This window comes from Bacillus sp. EU55, assembly GCF_038005925.1.
Taxonomy (GTDB): domain Bacteria; phylum Bacillota; class Bacilli; order Bacillales; family Bacillaceae; genus Bacillus; species Bacillus velezensis.
Map to the genome: position 1 here is coordinate 545110 of NZ_JBBOUE010000001.1, position 17418 is coordinate 562527.

Below are 17418 nucleotides of genomic sequence, written 5' to 3' on the forward strand. Positions count from 1 at the left end.
CTTTTTTCGGGAGGATAAATATGTCTATAGAACAGGATGTGGATGTGCGGTGCCGGAGTTCTTCATCGAATAATGCCTCTTATGAAGATCCGGCTAAATGGTGCAGGCAAAATACAATTTGGGTCTTAGGCCTGTTTGGCACAGCAATAGGCGCGGGCGTGCTTTTTTTGCCAATTAATGCGGGAATAGGGGGCATTCTGCCTCTGATGATCATCACTGTTCTGGCTTTTCCGATTACGTACTTTTCTCACAGAGCTTTGGCCAGATTTGTTTTATCAGCAGGTTCTGCAACAGACGGGATTTTAGCGGTGACAGGAGAATACTTTGGAGCGAAAGCAAGAAGAGTATTCACTGTCATTTATTTTCTTGCGATTTACAGCATCCTGTTAATGTATTCAGTTGCCATTACAAATACAGCTCAAAGCTTTATTGTGAATCAAATGAACATGTCAGAGCCGCCAAGGGGTTTAACTGCCGGATTTCTGATAGCAGGATTACTGTTTATCGTGCGTTTTGGTCAGGATGCGGTCATGAAGACTATGAGTTTGTTAGTTTATCCATTTATAGGTTCGTTATGTTTGATGGGGATCTATCTGCTACCTAAATGGAATACAGCCATTTTGGATGTCACACACTTATCATTATCCGGATCAGGACAAGGGATGTTCATGACGGTATGGATGACATTCCCTGTCCTAGTGCTTTCATTTAATCATTATTCAATGATTTCACCATTCGTTGTAGCTCAAAGGCAGTGTTATGGAGACAAATTTGCTGATGATAAATGTGCCCAAATACAAAAATACAGTTATATATTGATGATACTTACTGTTTTATTTTTTGTATACAGCTGTGTATTCAGTTTGTCGCCGGCAGATCTTGCTATGGCAAAGAAACAAAACATCTCAATTCTCACTTATCTCGCCAACCATTTTCATTCAGCGTTTATTGCTTGTCTTTCCCCGATTATCGCATTTGTCGCAATTACGAAATCCTTTTTAGGACATTATATAGGAGCCTATGAGGCCATGCGGGATATCATTGTTGAGGTTTTTCCATCAAGAAATAATAAGAAAAAAACAGATTTTATCATTCTGTTTTTTATGTTTGTCATTTGCTGGCTAATAGCTTATATCAACCCAAGTATTCTAGGCATCATTGAAAGCATCAGCGGACCGATAGGGGCTGTTATTCTATTGCTGCTCCCTATGTATGCCATTCGTAAGCTGCCAGTATTAAAAATGTATCGAAATAAAATCAGTAATGTTTTTGTTGCGATTATTGGTGTCATCACTGTTTCGGCAATTATTTTTGCTTTATTTTAATTATTTGTGTAAACGCTTTCTATTTAATGATTATATTGGAGTGGTCTTTATGAATGATATCACAATGAAAGATCAATTAATAAAATGGAGACATGACCTCCACATGATACCTGAAACAGCTTTTGAAGAACACATGACCTCAGTGTATATTGCTGAAGAATTAAAAAAAATGGGAGTAAGCGTTTGTTCGGGTCTGGGCGGAACAGGTATAGTCGCCACCTTAAAAGCGGGAGAAGGTTCAAAGGTTATAGGAATCAGAGCGGAACTGGACGCATTACACTTCACTGAAGCAGCAGATCATTCGTATGTGTCTAAAAATAAAGGGAAAATGCATGCCTGCGGTCATGACGGACATATGGCAATCCTTCTTGGGACAGCTAAAATATTGAGTGAAAGACAACATTTTAACGGCACCGTGTGTTTTATTTTTCAACCGGCGGAAGAACCGGGCAAGGGTGCGAGGGCCATGATTGAGGATGGACTTTTTGAACAATTTCCGCTCGATGAAATTTACGGATTGCATAATATGCCTGGATTGCCGGCGGGTACTTTTGCAACCCGCCCCGGGGGAATTATGGCCGGTGAAGATAACTTTGTCATCCGGATTAAAGGAAAAGGCGCTCATGCAGCCCGCCCTCATATGAGTATTGATCCATTGGTCATAGCGTCGCAAATTATTCTCGCCTTACAGACTATTGTGTCCAGAAATTTAGATCCAAGCGTTCCTGCCGTTATATCCTGTACGGAAATCGTAACAGACGGGGTGAGGAATGCGATTCCGACTTATGTGGAAATCAAAGGTGATACGCGAAGTTATTCTCCTGACACCCGACGTTTTCTCGAAGAAAAAATGAGGACTATCAGTTCCGGGATTTGTGAGATGCATGGTGCGGAGTGTCAGTTTGAGCATACACATGAATTTGCTCCAACGACGAATTGGGAAGAATATGTCGGGTTTACTGTTGAAGCTGCTGCCAAAACAGCCGGAAAAGAGAATGTCACTTCTAACATAAATCAGATGATGATTTCAGAAGATTTCTCGGCTTTTTTAGAGAAGGTTCCCGGTGTATTTGTTTTTCTTGGCAATGGTGATGAGCATGATCAAAAGGGCCATATTCCATTACACAGCCCGTCATATGATTTTAATGATGACATTCTTTTAACCGGTGCAGCGTATTTTGCGGAATTAGTTAAAATTCGCTTATCCTAAAACACATGAAACAAAGAAAAACAGCAATTACTGAATCAGTCAGTGCTGTCTTTCTTTGTTTTTTTGTTTTTTATAAGCCAGCGGCGTCATCTTCATGGCATGTCTGAACCTGCTGATGAAATAACTTGTGCTGTTAAAACCAACTTGATAAGAAATGTCTGTCACACTCGCATCTCTTTGCTGCAATAAATATAAGCTTTTTTGAATTCTGTAATCTATAACGTAGTGTAACGGAGAACATTTTAAAAAGCGCTTGAAATAGCGGCAGCACTCAGAACGGCTTAGCTGCCCGGCTTTCGCAATATCCTCCAATGTGATTTTTTCAGCATAATGCTGATGGATCCAGCTCAGCATATTCTTCATCCTTTGGTTCTTCAACCATTCTGTTTCGATACATTCAAGGTGGAAGCAATTGGCGATTAAGTGTTTCCAAACAGACGTAAGTTTCATCGTGATATCTATTTCATAAAAGAGGGATTTTTGCTCGATGCATTTGTGGATCTCTAATACAGCATTCAGAATGTTTTTTTCTAAAGGGTCGTCTGCGTGGATATATAAGTAAGGGACATTCGTTGCGTGAATCAAAGGTTTTACATAGGTCGTGTAGAGTTCCTGTGATAAAACGAAATGCGGGGAGACATTTAAACAGATATAAAGACAATCTGAACTGCCATGCTCCTTTGTCATATGCAGGCAGCCGCTGTTAATAAACAGCCCGTCGCCTTGATGGACAACCACCCATTCCTCATTTACTTGGAACAGCGCTTCTCCTTTTATTATAAGCACGAATTGAATTTCATCATGCCAATGAAGGGGAATATATCCGTGCAAATGGTTCTTAATGGTTTTTTCATAGCAAGCAACCGGCATAACAATTGTATGGTGTTTCGTCAAATCTTGCAGACTGTCATCCATCAGAAAGTTTTGCGTTTGCATGTTAAACACCTCAATATACTTATATTTTTAAATCCAATATTGGTATTAAGATGATGAATTCTTATATATCATAACATTATTGTTATATCAATGAAGCGATTGACTCAGTGCAGGGAGGAATGCAAAATGGCATCTGAACATGTGAACCTTTACATGAATTCTGAACGTTTACTCAGCCGTCTTAAGGAGCTTGGTGAAATCGGACGTGACCGCAATGACAGACTCACAAGGTTAGCTGCTTCCGATGAAGATAAGGCGGGACGGGACTTATTGGTAACATGGATGAAAAAAGCAGGCTTAGAGGTTATGATTGATAAAATCGGAAATATTTTCGGGGTATGGTACGGTTCTGATCAGAATAATGATGCGCCCATTATGATCGGCTCTCATATCGACACGGTCATCAACGCGGGTATTTACGATGGATGTTACGGGGTTATTTCGGGACTTGAAGTCATAAACGCTTTAAAGGAGTCCGGCTTCAAACCGGAGCGTCCGATTGTCATGGCGGCTTTTACCAATGAGGAAGGTGTGCGATATACTCCAGATATGATGGGATCACTCGTATTCGCCGGAGGACTTTCTTTAGAAAAGGCGCTTCAGACCCGCGGTACGGATGGGACGAAACTGGGTGAAGAACTTAAACGTATAGGATATGAGGGAACAGAAAAGCCCGGCTTTTTAACACCGCACGCCTTTATTGAGCTCCATGTTGAGCAGGGGCCGATTTTAGACAAAACAGGCATTCCGGTCGGTGCCGTTGAGAATTTGCAAGGGATTTCCTGGAAGCGTATAACGGTTCAAGGCGTTTCAAATCATGCCGGGACAACTCCGACTGATATGCGTCAGGATGCCGGGCATGCAGCCGCACAAATCATAACGTATTTGCGCAAACGTGCCAATATGTCTAACGGCCAAACTGTCGCCACGGTCGGAACAATCAGTTTTGAGCCAAATGCTATCAATGTCATTCCATCATTGGCAGCACTTACAGTTGATTTGCGAGATCCGGACGAAAAGAGACTTCAAGAAGAAGAATCAGCACTGGACGATTACCTGAAAGATTTGGAAGAGGCTGAAAACGTATCTATCACATCTGAACAATTAGTCCGTTTCAATCCCGTTGTATTTGATAAAAACATTGTTGCATTAATTGAGCGGGCTGCCAATAAACGCGGACTGGAGTCAAAACGGATGACATCCGGTGCCGGGCACGATGCACAAATGATGGCCCGCATCTGTCCGACGGCTATGATTTTCGTTCCCAGTATAGAGGGGATCAGCCATAATCCTGAAGAATACACGAAAGATCATGACTTGGCTGCAGGTGTCAATGTATTATTAGATGTCGTTAGTGATCTTTCTTCTAACTAAGGAAACGGGAACATCAAGGAATACAAATCGAGATAAAGAGTGAAGATAGAGAGTGTCGTACAGAAAAGCCCTTCTCATCATTGATATCTCTGATGAAAGTTCAATTTTTCCCGGCGTATCAATCATGCCAAAGGTTTAACCGCCTTTGGCTTTTTTTATGTCAACTTTTGCGTCTGTTAAAATTGTTTTATAAACGGTGTGATCATATAATTGAATGAAAAAGGATGCATATCATGCCGATCAATTCTTTTGAAAACTATCCGATGAGCTGGAAGCCGGCGATTGATAAAACGGAAAAACCCATTTATAAAGCGATTGCAGAGAAATTAGAACAGGATATATTACAAGAAGTTTTATTACCCGGAACCAAACTGCCTCCTCAGAGAGAACTGGCTGATTTTTTGGATTTAAATGTAAGCACCATTTCAAAGGCTTTTAAAGTCTGCGAGTTAAAGGGTCTGCTGAGTGCCTCTGTCGGGAGCGGGACATTTGTTGCTTATGATGCGTTATCGAATGCGTATCTGCTGGAGGATACAAAGCCGAAGCATCTGATTGAAATGGGGGCGACGCTTCCGGATCAGGCTTCTTATGAGCCGCTGCTGCTCCAGCTGAAAAGTATGCTGCAAGAGGAAGATTATGAAAAGTGGTTTGGCTATGGCCGGACGGGTGAAAGTCTTTGGCATAAAGATGCGGCTGTTAAGCTGATTCGAAGAGGCGGATTTGAAACGTCCGTTGATCACATTTTATTTGCAAACGGCGGGCAAAATGCGATTGCCGCGGCATTGGCGAGTCTTTGTAAACCGGGTGACCGCATTGGAGTTGATCACCATACATACCCAGGCTTGAAAACGGCCGCTTCAATGCTGAGTGTGCAAATTGTGCCGATCAAATCAGAGAACAATGAAATGAGCCCTGTCTCATTTGAGTACGCGTGTAAAAATGAAAATATTAAAGGCATCTACCTCATCCCGGATTATCATAATCCGACAGCGTCCTTTATGTCTGTTGAGAATCGAAAAATGATCGCGAAAATCGCAAAAAAATATAACCGATTCATTATTGAAGATGCCTCGTACCATCTTCTTGGCAAGAATCCGCTTCCGGCAATCGCATCATTTGCACCGGAACAGGTCATTCACATTGCCGGTTTATCAAAATCACTGGCACCAGGGTTAAGGATGGCGTATGTCGCCGTCCCGAGTCAATATAAGGAGCCGATTTCAAAGGCGCTTTACAATTTAAATATAACCGTTTCCCCGCTGTTAGCAGAACTCACTGCACGCACAATCGTATCGAATCAATTTGAAATCTTAATTGACAGTCATCGTGAACAGACTATTCGCAGAAACAAAATGATCGATCAATATTTAAACGGCTATACGTGTGCAGGTGCTGAGACGGGAATCTTTCGATGGTTGCTGTTACCCGGAAATATGACAGGTGCTGCATTTGAAAAATCAGCCGCACAGCATGGAGTGCAAGTATACGCGGCTGAACGTTTTGTCGTCGGGAACAGTTGTCCGGAAAGGGCTGTAAGGGTGTCTGTCTGTGCACCGAAAACGCTTGGGGAGCTTGAGCAGGGACTGCTGATTCTTAAACGCCTGCTGGATGAGCTTATCTAATATTGTCCGCCATACAATTACTATATTGTATGGTTTTTTTGTGCGTGTTATGATAATCCAAATCTGTTGGAGGTTATAGAAAGGCAGGTCGGATTATGCTTCACAAAGACAGTGCAAAAGGGTCAGATACTCAATCGGCATTATTGGAGCAATTCATAGGTTCTTCTGATAAACAAAAAAGATTATATAAGCGTACTTTGTTTGTCGTCAGTCTTTCACAAATTTTCGGCGGCGCAGGGTTGGCGGCCGGAGTGACTGTCGGTGCGCTTATTGCACAGCAAATGCTTGGTACAGATGCGTTTGCCGGTGTGCCCTCTGCTTTATTTACCTTAGGATCAGCAGGCGCCGCGTTATTTGTGGGGAGGCTTTCTCAGCGTTACGGCCGCCGGACAGGTCTTTCAGCCGGATTTATGATTGGCGGACTGGGAGCGATAGGAGTCATCATTGCGGCTATTTTAAATAGTGTGTTTCTGCTGTTTGCTTCTTTGATTATTTATGGTGCGGGAACAGCGACAAATCTGCAGGCCCGTTATGCGGGTACGGACTTGGCAAATCATAAACAGCGGGCGACTGCTGTCAGTATGACTATGGTTTTTACCACATTCGGTGCCGTTGCAGGCCCGAATTTAGTGAATGTAATGGGGAACTTCGCTCGCTCCATTGGTGTTCCGTCACTGGCGGGTCCATTCATTTTAGCGGCGGCAGCATATATGTTGGCAGGTGTTACTCTTTTCATCATGCTACGTCCTGACCCTTTAGTCATAGCAAGAACAATAGAAATTGCCGGCCAAACACCTGATGATAGAGGACAAGTGACCGCCGACGAACACACAGAGAACAAAAAAGGTATTATTGCGGGTGCGGCGGTTATGATTCTTACTCAAATTGTAATGACTGCTATTATGACAATGACACCGGTCCATATGAGACATCACGGCCATGGCTTAGGAGCGGTAGGTCTTGTTATCGGTTTTCATATAGGCGCCATGTATCTCCCTTCTTTGGTGACAGGTGTGCTTGCGGATAAATTAGGCCGTACTGTAATGGCTGTATCTTCCGGAATGACGCTGCTTTTGGCAGGGCTCATATCAGCATTTGCACCGGGAGATTCTATGATTCTTATGGTCATTGCTCTGTCTTTGCTCGGGTTAGGATGGAATTTTGGTTTGATAAGCGGAACGGCACTGATTGTTGATTCAACTGAAACGTCAACACGGGCTAAAACCCAAGGTACTGTGGATGTTTTGATTGCGTTGTCCGGAGCCGCCGGCGGAGCATTGTCCGGAATGGTCGTAGCAGGTGCCAATTACCTGACATTATCACTTGGCGGAGGGATATTATCGTTATTATTAATTCCGGTGGTGATATGGTCGCTTGGAAGTAAGGAATAGTATCTTATGTTTAAAAGCAGTGCGAGGCTCCCGTGGTTGAAAAACTCATGAAGCGTAAGTCCTCCCGGCTGCATCTCAATGATACCAAGGGTGTAACGGCCTTTGGTATTTTTTATGTTCTCTTTTATTTTTAAAGTTTACTCTTATTTGCTCTGCTCAATAGACTGTCGTTTTTAAAAAAGGTTCTAAAACGATACAAATGATGCGCTTGAATGGTTGTAAGTTTGATGTATTACAAAAAAACAGCTGTTATATCCCTTTATATTCTTTACAGTAAATATATAAATAAGCGGTTAAAAAATATTTTTAGTAAAGGAGAGTCATATGGAAGAAGTTAAAGTTGTATACGCATTGATTAGAAATGAGTTCAATCAGATAGTAATGGTAGATAATCATGAGGGGCATTGGTCACTTCCAGGCGGAAAAGTTGAGCTTAATGAAAATCTAATAGAAGCAGCTGTACGTGAGGTATATGAAGAAACAGGGCTGGAAGTTGAAATTGGGGATATACTAGCTGTTAATGAAGCGAAATTTATAAAGAGAAATCATTACGCCATATTTTTTACATTTGAAGCAAAAGTTACAGGAGGGAAAGAAGGAATTAAAAATGCTCAAGAAATATTGAAAATAGAATGGGTTGATATTGAACAGGCAAGTCAACGATTGCCTTATTACACCGAAGGGATTAAAAAGCTTATGAAAGGAAATGCGCTGTATAACAATCAGGGAACAATATACTGATAATCCCGTACTTTGATTAATGGTTGTGGAGGGTGAAGAGGTAAGGTACTCGTTCTTCAAGGAAAAAACAAAATAGTAATAATGATTTTTACTTGAACGACAATTAAGAAAAATTTAAGGTTAAATATTGAAAAATTTTGTTAATATTATAATACATTGTTTGGAAATGTAATCATTTTATAAGGAGTTTTCTAATTGCGTTGGAGTAAATGGTTCAATATTTTTTGCATAGCAGCATTGGGATCAATATATGGCTATAAATTGTTTACTAACCAAGAAGTCAGTACGGCTCGTTTGATCATAGCTGCCGCAATTATCTTGTGGAACATTGTCGGACTTTTTAGCAAAGAACCAGTAAAACAAACACAGCAAGCAAACTAAAAGTCAAAAACACAAAAAGTTGGTACAGAAGGATGCTGCAGCGCGCAGCATCCTTTTTCGCAGTCTCTCTTTTTACGCTGCTTATCATAAATCATTTAAGTTTCATCAAGCATCCAGAATCTGTTGCATCGATAAATGAAAATTGCCCTAAAATGTGTCGATTCATCAACATAATAGTCCAAGCTGGGGTTTTTTATTTACATAGTATGAAGAGATTAAAAAATGCGAGAAGGAGTGGCGTAATGTATTATAACGAAGGTGAAGATCAACAGTACGTTCAGAAGAAAAAGCCATACAACGAAGCCTGTGACCTTGGCCATGATTTTGATATGGCGGACGACGAAGCAAGAGCGGAAGCAGCAAGAGAAGCAGAAGCGAGAGCCAGAGCGGAAGAGGCAATAGCAAGAGCGGAAGAAGCAAGAGCCCGAGCAGCAGAAGCAAAGGTAAAAGCGGCAAAATTAGCAGCAAAAGCGAAATGTAAAAAACGTCATAAGAAAGAGAAAAAACATGATTGCAAACGTAAGCACAAGAAGAAAAAATAAGAGCTTTTCATCATGTAAAAGATAAAATTCATGTGTATTGATTTTACCCGTACAGGGGTGCAAAAACGATAAAGAAAAAGATTCTTGTCGGGGGATCAAACAGAAAGGTTGCTCAGCCGGTGTCTCAGCAGAACCACGCATGGCAGGGCAAACATAATTTTCTATGGACTTCCATAGTCAGGTCGGGATATCACGCCAATAAATGTAAGTGCCTATCATGACAAAAAAGCAGGAGAGACAAGAGTTTCGGCAGCTTGCCGCTCTTGTCTTTTTTTGTTTTTATATCATCTTCGCGTATAGGTATCTATTTTTAAGTTTGCAGATCATCTGTCTAAGAATTTGTCCAATTCCTACATATACTGGTATCGGAATCAAATGCTTATTGGGAGTGAAATAGATGGGATCAGCACAGTTAACAGGACGCGTCATCTTCAAAGGGGACCCCGGCTATACACAGGCGGTTAAGAATTGGAACCCTTATGTTGATGTCTGTCCGCTTGTCTTTGTTTTTGCACAAAATTCATACGATGTAAGTAATGCTATTAAATGGGCTCGTGAGAAGAATGTGCCTATGCGTGTCAGAAGCGGCCGCCATGCTCTGGATAAAAATCTTTCCACGGTAAGTGATGGGATTGTTATTGATGTGAGTGACATGAATAAAGTTTTCTTAGATGAAAAAAACGCGGTAGCAACTGTTCAAACCGGCATTCACGTCGGCCCGCTTGTAAAAGGTTTAGCTCGGGAAGGTTTTATGGCCCCGTTCGGAGACAGTCCAACCGTCGGAATCGGAGGAATCACGATGGGAGGCGGATTTGGAGTGCTTTCCCGATCGATCGGCCTGATAAGCGATAACCTTCTCGCATTGAAAATGGTAGATGCCAAAGGCAGGATTATTCAAGCAAATCAATCCCGCAATGAAGATTTACTGTGGGCTTCCAGAGGCGGCGGGGGAGGCAATTTCGGATATAACACCCAATATACGTTCAAAGTTCACCGTGCCCCTAAAACCGCAACCGTCTTTAATATTATTTGGCCGTGGGAACAGTTAGAAACGGTATTTAAAGTGTGGCAAAAATGGGCGCCGTTTACAGACGAACGATTAGGATGCTACCTTGAGATTTACAGCAAAGTAAATGGCTTGTGCCATGCAGAAGGATTGTTCCTCGGTTCAAAACCAGAGCTGGTTCAATTATTAAAACCTTTATTAAATGCCGGAACGCCGGCACAAACAGTAATCAAAACACTATACTACCCGGATTGTATAGATTTCTTAGATCCTGACGAACCGATTCCCGGCAGATCTGATCAGAGTGTTAAATTCTCCTCGGCGTGGGCGCTCAATCTTTGGCCGGAAGAACCTATTGCAGTAATGAGACAATTTTTAGAAAAAGCGACTGGGACAGAAACCAATTTCTTTTTTATCAATTGGGGCGGCGCGATAAGCAGAGTTCCAAGCAGTGAAACAGCCTTCTATTGGCGCCGGCCATTGTTTTATACGGAATGGACGGCTAGTTGGAAAAATAAATCACAAGAAGCTTCGAATCTTGCATCAGTTGAAAGAGTGCGTCAGCTGATGAAACCATATGTAACAGGTTCTTATGTAAATGTTCCGGATCAAAATATCGAGAACTTCGGAAAAGCATATTATGGCTCAAACTTTGCAAGGCTTCAAAGAATAAAGGCGAAATATGATCCCGAAAATGTATTCCGTTTTCCGCAAAGCATCCCGCCATCGTATAAATAGTTTGATCGTTTTGGGAAACAAAATAAAATGCTGTGTTTGCATTCTAAACATTATTATTGGAGCACACCAGAACATTCAGGTGTGTTTTTATTGTTGTTTTCATTTCTGAAATGCAGTTATTCACTTATATCTCAATGCGGATTCCAAACGATTTCCCATAAGTGTCCATCGGGGTCTTGGAAGTGACCGGCGTATCCGCCCCAAAAAGTATCATGAGCGGGGTCAGTTATCGTTGCTCCTGCCTGTTTTGCCTGTTCCATGGCTTTATCGGCTTCAGCTTTACTGCCAACATTATGTCCTCATGTAAATTCTGCAGGGCTTGGCGCAGTTAACGTAATGTTTGATTCATGTGCGATGTCTTTGCGGTCCCAAAGGGCAAGTTTCAGTCCCGTTTGTAAGTCAAAAAAGGCAACTGCATCATGTTCAAATTCTGTACCGGCTATTCCCTCTGTAGGCAGACCCAAGCCATCTCGATAGAAGTGAAGCGATTTTTCTAAATTGTCTGCGCCTAAAGTAATTACTGTAATCCGCGGCTTCATAGCAATCATTGATTAAGAGCAATATAAAGTATTGGACATTTTCATTGAAAAGATTTTGACATTTCAGTAAAGAACCTATATATTCTTATATGAGCACATAATCATATATGGTTATTTTTGTGTCCATGTTAGAATGCTTCATAACAGAAAAGAAATAATAAATGCAGTGTATGAGATAAGGAGGAGATTTTTATGGGTCACAATCACGCTGGCGGATCCAATAAGAAGCTTTTATTGATCTCTTTTATCATAATTACAGGTTATATGATAATAGAAGCGATAGGCGGATTTTTAACCAATAGTTTAGCGCTTTTGTCAGATGCAGGCCATATGCTGAGTGACTCGATCTCATTAATGGTTGCTCTGATTGCTTTTAAATTGGCCGAAAAAAAGGCAAGTCATCATAAGACATTCGGCTACAAACGATTTGAGATTCTCGCAGCTGTGATAAACGGTGTTGCATTAATATTGATTTCCCTTTATATCATTTATGAAGCAATCAAACGTTTCTCTCATCCGCCGGAGGTAGCAACAACCGGCATGCTGACGATTAGTATCATCGGGTTAGCTGTAAATATATTGGTCGCTTGGATTATGCTGAACGGCGGAGATACAAAGAATAACCTGAACATAAGAGGGGCTTACTTACATGTGATAAGTGACATGCTCGGATCTGTAGGTGCCATACTGGCTGCGATCCTTATCATCTTCTTCGGGTGGAGCTGGGCAGATCCAGCGGCCAGTGTCATTGTGGCTATTCTTGTTCTGAGAAGCGGTTACCATGTGACGAAAGACTCCATTCACGTATTAATGGAAGGAACTCCGGAAAATATCGATGTCACTGACATCATTCATACAATTGAAGAGACAGAAGGAATTCAAAGCATTCATGATTTGCACATATGGTCTATCACAAGCGGATTGAATGCTCTTTCCTGCCACGCTGTTGTTAACGATCAGCTGACCATTTCTGAAAGCGAAAGTATTTTACGCAAAATTGAACATGAACTTGTAGACAAAGGCATTACACATGTAACCATTCAAATGGAAACAGCAGCGCATAATCACGACAATACGATTCTTTGTCAGGCCCAAACTGAGAATCCGCGTGACCATCATCATCATCATTAAAGGAGGAAATAGGGACTCACTTGTCTGCTGACAATTAAGATAAAACCGGAGGGGGGATTCATATGTACGACACGATAGTAATCGGAGCCGGTCAGGCAGGAATCTCAGTAGGATATTATCTAAAGAAGTCGAAACAAAAGTTTATCATTTTGGATAAAAGTCATGAAGCAGGAGAAAGCTGGAAAAACCGGTATGACTCATTGGTTTTATTTACTTCTCGAATGTACAGCTCTTTGCCTGGAATGCCGCTTGAAGGAGACAAGCATGGACTCCCTTCAAAAAATGAAATTGCTGCTTATCTGAAAAAATATGTTAAAAGATTTGAAATCCCGATCCAATTACGGACAGAAGTAATAAGTGTCCAAAAATTAAACAACTATTTCTTAATAAAAACAAACCGGGAAGAATATCAAACGAAGAATCTTGTGATGGCCGCAGGTCCTTTTCATACCCCTAACATTCCATCAATATCAAGGGATGTAGCCGATCATATTCATCAATTACATTCTTCACAATATAAACATTCAAAACAACTGGCGCCTGGGAATGTACTGGTAGTTGGCGGCGGGAATAGCGGGGCTCAGATAGCTGTTGAATTATCCAAAGAAAGAGTTACATATTTGGCTTGCAGTAATAAACCGGCTTATTTCCCTTTATGGATTGGAAAAAGAAGCATCTTTTGGTGGTTTGATAAATTAGGAGTTTTACATGCAAGTCATACATCAATATTAGGCAAGTTCATTCAGAAGAAAGGCGACCCCATATTTGGGTATGAATTAAAACATGCAATAAGACAGAAGAAGATCACCTTAAAACAAAGAGTCATAGCCGGAAAGCAAAATGAAATCATTTTTAAAGATTCATCTTCATTAGAAGTAAACAATATCATTTGGGCAACTGGTTTTAAGAATCCGCTTTGTTGGATGAAAATAGAAGGTGTTTTGGATAAGGAAGGCCGAATTATACATCACCGGGGTGTTTCAGCTGTGGAAGGATTGTATTTTATTGGTTTGCCTTGGCAGCATAGGCGAGGTTCAGCGCTGCTTCAAGGTGTAGGAAATGATGCTGAATACATTGTAAAACAAATGAACGGCGGATAGACAGAGGAGAGCAGTAACTTACGTGTTTACTGCTCTTTTTTGTGTTGAATAAGTCCGGTTATGTGACTGTGTAAAGCCGAAAAAATCATTAATAAGAAGATCCCTGACTCATTGATTGTGCAACATTCTGACGTACCTCCCGAGCTAACTGCGCGGCACGTAAGGAAGCCTGCCAAATAGCCGGACTCACTGCAGATTGACTGATGGATAATGCCTGTTGTGTGGCTGGAACCATTGGTCTTAGGAGATTTTCCGCCTCGTCTACAGATGACTCGTATTGGTGACCGGCTGCTCTTCTCAGGTCTGCTATCGCTGCGGGGAAGTTTGACCATAGACGAAGTATCGAGTTCATGCAGCCTACCATAAGAGGAAAATGAGGAGCCCGGCCTTGTCCGGAGGCGAGAAGCTCTGCTGCGCCTAAAGCGGAATAAACGTGATAGCTCAACGGAGTAAGATATTTTGCGTGTACAGTATGAAGTTCTCGTAATCCCCAAGTGTCTGGAAGAAATCTGAATTCTGAACTCATACCGCATCCCAGAGCGAGTGCTCTGCTGACAGCCTGCAAGTGTTTCACTACCGCAGCCATTGATTGTTGAAAGGAGGATGAGTGTATTGGAATTTGTTGAATCGCAGATAAATGGCTTCGCATTTTATGATTTGCCTGACTTAAATCAGGCTGCTGTCTGTAATCATATACATAATACGGATAATAATAATACATATCTAAACTCCCTTTATGAATGACTTTTAGGAGCAGGATATGCACCCAGATTGTTTTTGATAAGGGCATGTGCCTAAATGAATCCATCAGTGCAACTATTTTAGTCCGCGCATATTCAGTTGGTATTTTTTATGCAAACGGATTTTGTGGCCAAAACGTTTCTGCTAACTTAAGTCTTTTAGGCTGAACAAGGGAATTTCTTAGTGCGGCACACTCTCATTACAAAACGCATAGGATAATATCACAAAAATTTAAAATTGCGGGGATGAAAAATGTATTATATACCTTTTTCGCATCAATGTTATTATTGTGTGAATGTACCGATGTATAGCGATGGAAGATCTGTTTATTGGACTGTTCCAAATAACTATAATCCTTCATACGAAGATAGAAACCTTCTCTTGAAAGATTATGGACCAAAACCATTTGTCGTGAATATCAATAAAGCCGCAAAACAAAACAATACGTTCCGTACGGCCCTATGGACGGGAAAACATTTTCAAATTACTTTAATGAGTATCGGCATTGGAGAAGATATCGGTTTGGAAATCCACCCCCACGTAGATCAATTCTTACGGATTGAGCAAGGCCGGGGGATCGTTAAAATGGGTAAGAGCAAGGAACATTTAACTTTCCAAAGAAATGTCTATGATGACTTTGCCATTGTTGTCCCTGCCGGCACTTGGCACAATGTTGTGAATACGGGTAATACGCCGTTAAAACTGTATTCAATTTATGCTCCTCCTAACCATCCGTTTGGTACAGTTCATGTGACAAAGGCCGATGCAGCGGCTGCGGAAGATTAGTATAGGATTCCAGAGGACTTTACTGCTGCAAAGACTATAAAAAAATGGTATTGGGACAGCATGATGAAAAGGCTGAAACACAAAATATTAACGTTTCAGCTTGTCATAGTGCAGTTGATGCGATGCTTTATTCCACAACTTTTCAACAGCAAATGTGGTTTTTTGTCTGACCATTTTAATTGATTGGCAGTCAGTGAAAATAGACATTTGTAATGAATTTATCCTTGCTCCTCCTAATAAGCGGCTTTAACTGCCAAGTTTCTGTTTCTCTTCATACCATTTGCGAAGCTGATGAATATGAGCTTGATGATATCTATTATGGTCTGCCATATGCCATATTCCCCATTGAATGGTTGCTTGTTTTTCTGCCTCATAATCTGCTGTATGATTCAGCTGATCGTCAGTTAATTGATAACAAACAGACTTAAACATGCTGAATACTTCTTCATAATCAGTGAGAATTTGTTTTAATGAAACACCGGAAATGAAAGGGATCTTATTGTTCTGATCTAACATTGGTCCATACTTCTCTTCAAGCTGCTTTGGTATTGGTTCACCCTTTATTCTGAATATCCAGTTGAGATCAACATATGCTAAGTGTCTTATTAGCTGAGCTGTACTATTGTATGTTTGATTTGGTCCTTTATAATCAATCTCCTGCTGTGACATGTCTGACACAATGGATATTAAGCGGCTGTAATTTTCATTAACGGCAGAATACAGCATTCCCACAAGATGATCCATGTGCGGTTCACCTTTTAAATCTAAAATCATAAATCCCACCTCATTAGTACAATTTTTATATTTAGTTTGCCTTATTACTCTTATTTGTCAAGCAATCCAGAGAATGAATCGCTATAGGATGAAGCGATGAAGCAGGCTCTCTTTGCCTGCCTTTTTTGTGTGTCAGCCTTTACATCTGACATGTTGAGTTATCTGAAACTGTACTTTTTTAAATGTCAGACAGTGTTATATGATACTCTGCAGATATTCAAGAATAGTACTTGGAGGTCATTCTCATGCAAATTTTATTGCTATCCCTACGCCTTTTCATGAAGATGAACGTTTATATTCAGCAGGATTTGATCCTATTGTCGAACATTTGAAAAACAGCGGTATCCATTCGTTACTCATATGCGGCACGATTGGTGAACAGCATTCACTCAGCATAGATGAGCGTCTTCAGATCATTGAGTATGTTAATCAGCGAAAATTTGAAGATGTTGAACTGATATTCGGGGTTTCAGCCGTAAGAACCAGTGATGCCGTCAAACTGATGAAACACATCGAGAAAACCAATATTGATTCTGTACGGATTGTTTTTCCTCCTGATATAAGACCGACACAGCAGCAAGCCGTTTATTACGTTGACGAACTTCTCAGTCATACCTCTAAAGAGGCTGTGCTTTATAATAACCCCGGCCGGACCGGTTTTAATCTGAGTGAGAAAGCGCTTAAAGACTTAATAAGCCGGCATCCCGGGATAAGGGGGCTGAAAGAAGGAGGAGACGTTCTGCGTCATAAACAAACAGAGTTCCCTGATCACTTTATTTTGTTTGCGGCAGGAGACGTTGAATTTCCGAAGATGCTGAGTAACGGGTGTAACGGCCTGTCAAGCATGGCCGGAAATGTCTATCCTGAAGAAATCAGAGAAAGCTTCAACAGCTTATCAGAAAATAAACCGATTAATCTGGATCGAATAAACGATCTGATTGCTGAAGTGACAAATCATCATACTGTCATGAATATAAAAAATCACTATAAGAAGATTGGGATTCAAGCAGGCAGCTGCCGGTCACCCATTATATAAGAAATGTTCCGTCGCGGATAAGTGAAACATGTGATCAGCGCGCTT

At 41.2% G+C, this 17418-nt stretch carries 16 protein-coding genes and 1 pseudogene; 13 read left to right on the plus strand and 4 right to left on the minus strand.

All coding sequences use genetic code 11. From position 1 onward, the window contains the following. The first annotated feature begins 14 nt into the window (after positions 1 to 14). Together NYE50_RS02850 and NYE50_RS02855 are read left to right on the plus strand one after the other, a co-directional pair. A complete protein-coding gene (locus NYE50_RS02850; RefSeq protein ID WP_224988684.1) occupies positions 15 to 1325 on the plus strand; it encodes an aromatic amino acid transport family protein in 1311 nt (436 codons plus the stop codon). Positions 1326 to 1374: 49 nt separating this feature from the next. Next, complete coding sequence (locus tag NYE50_RS02855) at positions 1375 to 2535, plus strand: M20 aminoacylase family protein (RefSeq protein WP_174747514.1); 1161 nt, start codon at positions 1375 to 1377, stop codon at positions 2533 to 2535. Positions 2536 to 2574: 39 nt separating this feature from the next. Here NYE50_RS02855 and NYE50_RS02860 read toward each other — a convergent pair whose 3' ends face one another. Further along, a complete protein-coding gene (locus NYE50_RS02860; protein ID WP_209387921.1) occupies positions 2575 to 3471 on the minus strand; it encodes an AraC family transcriptional regulator in 897 nt (298 codons plus the stop codon). Positions 3472 to 3597: 126 nt separating this feature from the next. Between NYE50_RS02860 and NYE50_RS02865 the strand changes: the two genes are divergently transcribed. From NYE50_RS02865 to NYE50_RS02895, 7 genes are all read left to right on the plus strand, one after another. Continuing rightward, positions 3598 to 4845, plus strand: a complete 1248-nt coding sequence (locus NYE50_RS02865; protein WP_224988666.1) for a Zn-dependent hydrolase — start codon at positions 3598 to 3600, stop codon at positions 4843 to 4845. 233 nt (positions 4846 to 5078) lie between these two features. Then, complete coding sequence (locus NYE50_RS02870; RefSeq protein ID WP_024084933.1) at positions 5079 to 6467, plus strand: aminotransferase-like domain-containing protein; 1389 nt, start codon at positions 5079 to 5081, stop codon at positions 6465 to 6467. Between the two features lie 92 nt (positions 6468 to 6559). Next, on the plus strand, positions 6560 to 7858 hold the full coding sequence (locus NYE50_RS02875; protein ID WP_172869096.1) for an MFS transporter: 1299 nt from the start codon (positions 6560 to 6562) through the stop codon (positions 7856 to 7858). Between the two features lie 324 nt (positions 7859 to 8182). Then, a complete protein-coding gene (locus NYE50_RS02880; protein WP_172869027.1) occupies positions 8183 to 8599 on the plus strand; it encodes an NUDIX hydrolase in 417 nt (138 codons plus the stop codon). 195 nt (positions 8600 to 8794) lie between these two features. Continuing rightward, positions 8795 to 8980, plus strand: a complete 186-nt coding sequence (locus NYE50_RS02885; RefSeq protein WP_017419203.1) for a hypothetical protein — start codon at positions 8795 to 8797, stop codon at positions 8978 to 8980. Positions 8981 to 9222: 242 nt separating this feature from the next. Continuing rightward, entirely contained in the window at positions 9223 to 9522 is a 300-nt protein-coding gene (locus NYE50_RS02890; RefSeq protein ID WP_017419202.1) for a hypothetical protein, read from the plus strand. 397 nt (positions 9523 to 9919) lie between these two features. Beyond that, positions 9920 to 11266 carry an FAD-binding oxidoreductase gene (locus NYE50_RS02895; protein ID WP_172869026.1) on the plus strand — a complete coding sequence of 449 codons (1347 nt, stop codon included), beginning with the start codon at positions 9920 to 9922 and terminating at the stop codon, positions 11264 to 11266. Positions 11267 to 11397: 131 nt separating this feature from the next. Here NYE50_RS02895 and NYE50_RS02900 read toward each other — a convergent pair. After that, positions 11398 to 11805: pseudogene (locus tag NYE50_RS02900) on the minus strand (VOC family protein). 192 nt (positions 11806 to 11997) lie between these two features. On the opposite strand from NYE50_RS02900, the gene NYE50_RS02905 reads away from it, so the two are divergent. Continuing rightward, a complete protein-coding gene (locus NYE50_RS02905; protein ID WP_172869025.1) occupies positions 11998 to 12936 on the plus strand; it encodes a cation diffusion facilitator family transporter in 939 nt (312 codons plus the stop codon). A gap of 62 nt (positions 12937 to 12998) precedes the next feature. Then, the gene (locus NYE50_RS02910) at positions 12999 to 14036 is read left to right on the plus strand and encodes a flavin-containing monooxygenase (protein WP_172869023.1); all 1038 of its coding nucleotides are present in this window, start codon (positions 12999 to 13001) and stop codon (positions 14034 to 14036) included. Positions 14037 to 14124: 88 nt separating this feature from the next. Here NYE50_RS02910 and NYE50_RS02915 read toward each other — a convergent pair whose 3' ends face one another. Then, on the minus strand, positions 14125 to 14757 hold the full coding sequence (locus NYE50_RS02915; protein ID WP_172869021.1) for a hypothetical protein: 633 nt from the start codon (positions 14755 to 14757) through the stop codon (positions 14125 to 14127). Positions 14758 to 15029: 272 nt separating this feature from the next. Here NYE50_RS02915 and NYE50_RS02920 point away from each other — a divergent pair, with 272 nt between their 5' ends. Next, positions 15030 to 15563: a cupin domain-containing protein gene (locus NYE50_RS02920; protein WP_172869019.1), complete on the plus strand. Its 534-nt coding sequence runs from the start codon at positions 15030 to 15032 to the stop codon at positions 15561 to 15563. A gap of 246 nt (positions 15564 to 15809) precedes the next feature. On the opposite strand, the gene NYE50_RS02925 is transcribed toward NYE50_RS02920, so the two are convergent. Then, on the minus strand, positions 15810 to 16337 hold the full coding sequence (locus NYE50_RS02925) for a DinB family protein (protein ID WP_224988668.1): 528 nt from the start codon (positions 16335 to 16337) through the stop codon (positions 15810 to 15812). Between the two features lie 199 nt (positions 16338 to 16536). On the opposite strand from NYE50_RS02925, the gene NYE50_RS02930 reads away from it, so the two are divergent. Then, a complete protein-coding gene (locus tag NYE50_RS02930; RefSeq protein ID WP_172869017.1) occupies positions 16537 to 17373 on the plus strand; it encodes a dihydrodipicolinate synthase family protein in 837 nt (278 codons plus the stop codon). The last annotated feature ends 45 nt before the right edge of the window (positions 17374 to 17418 follow it).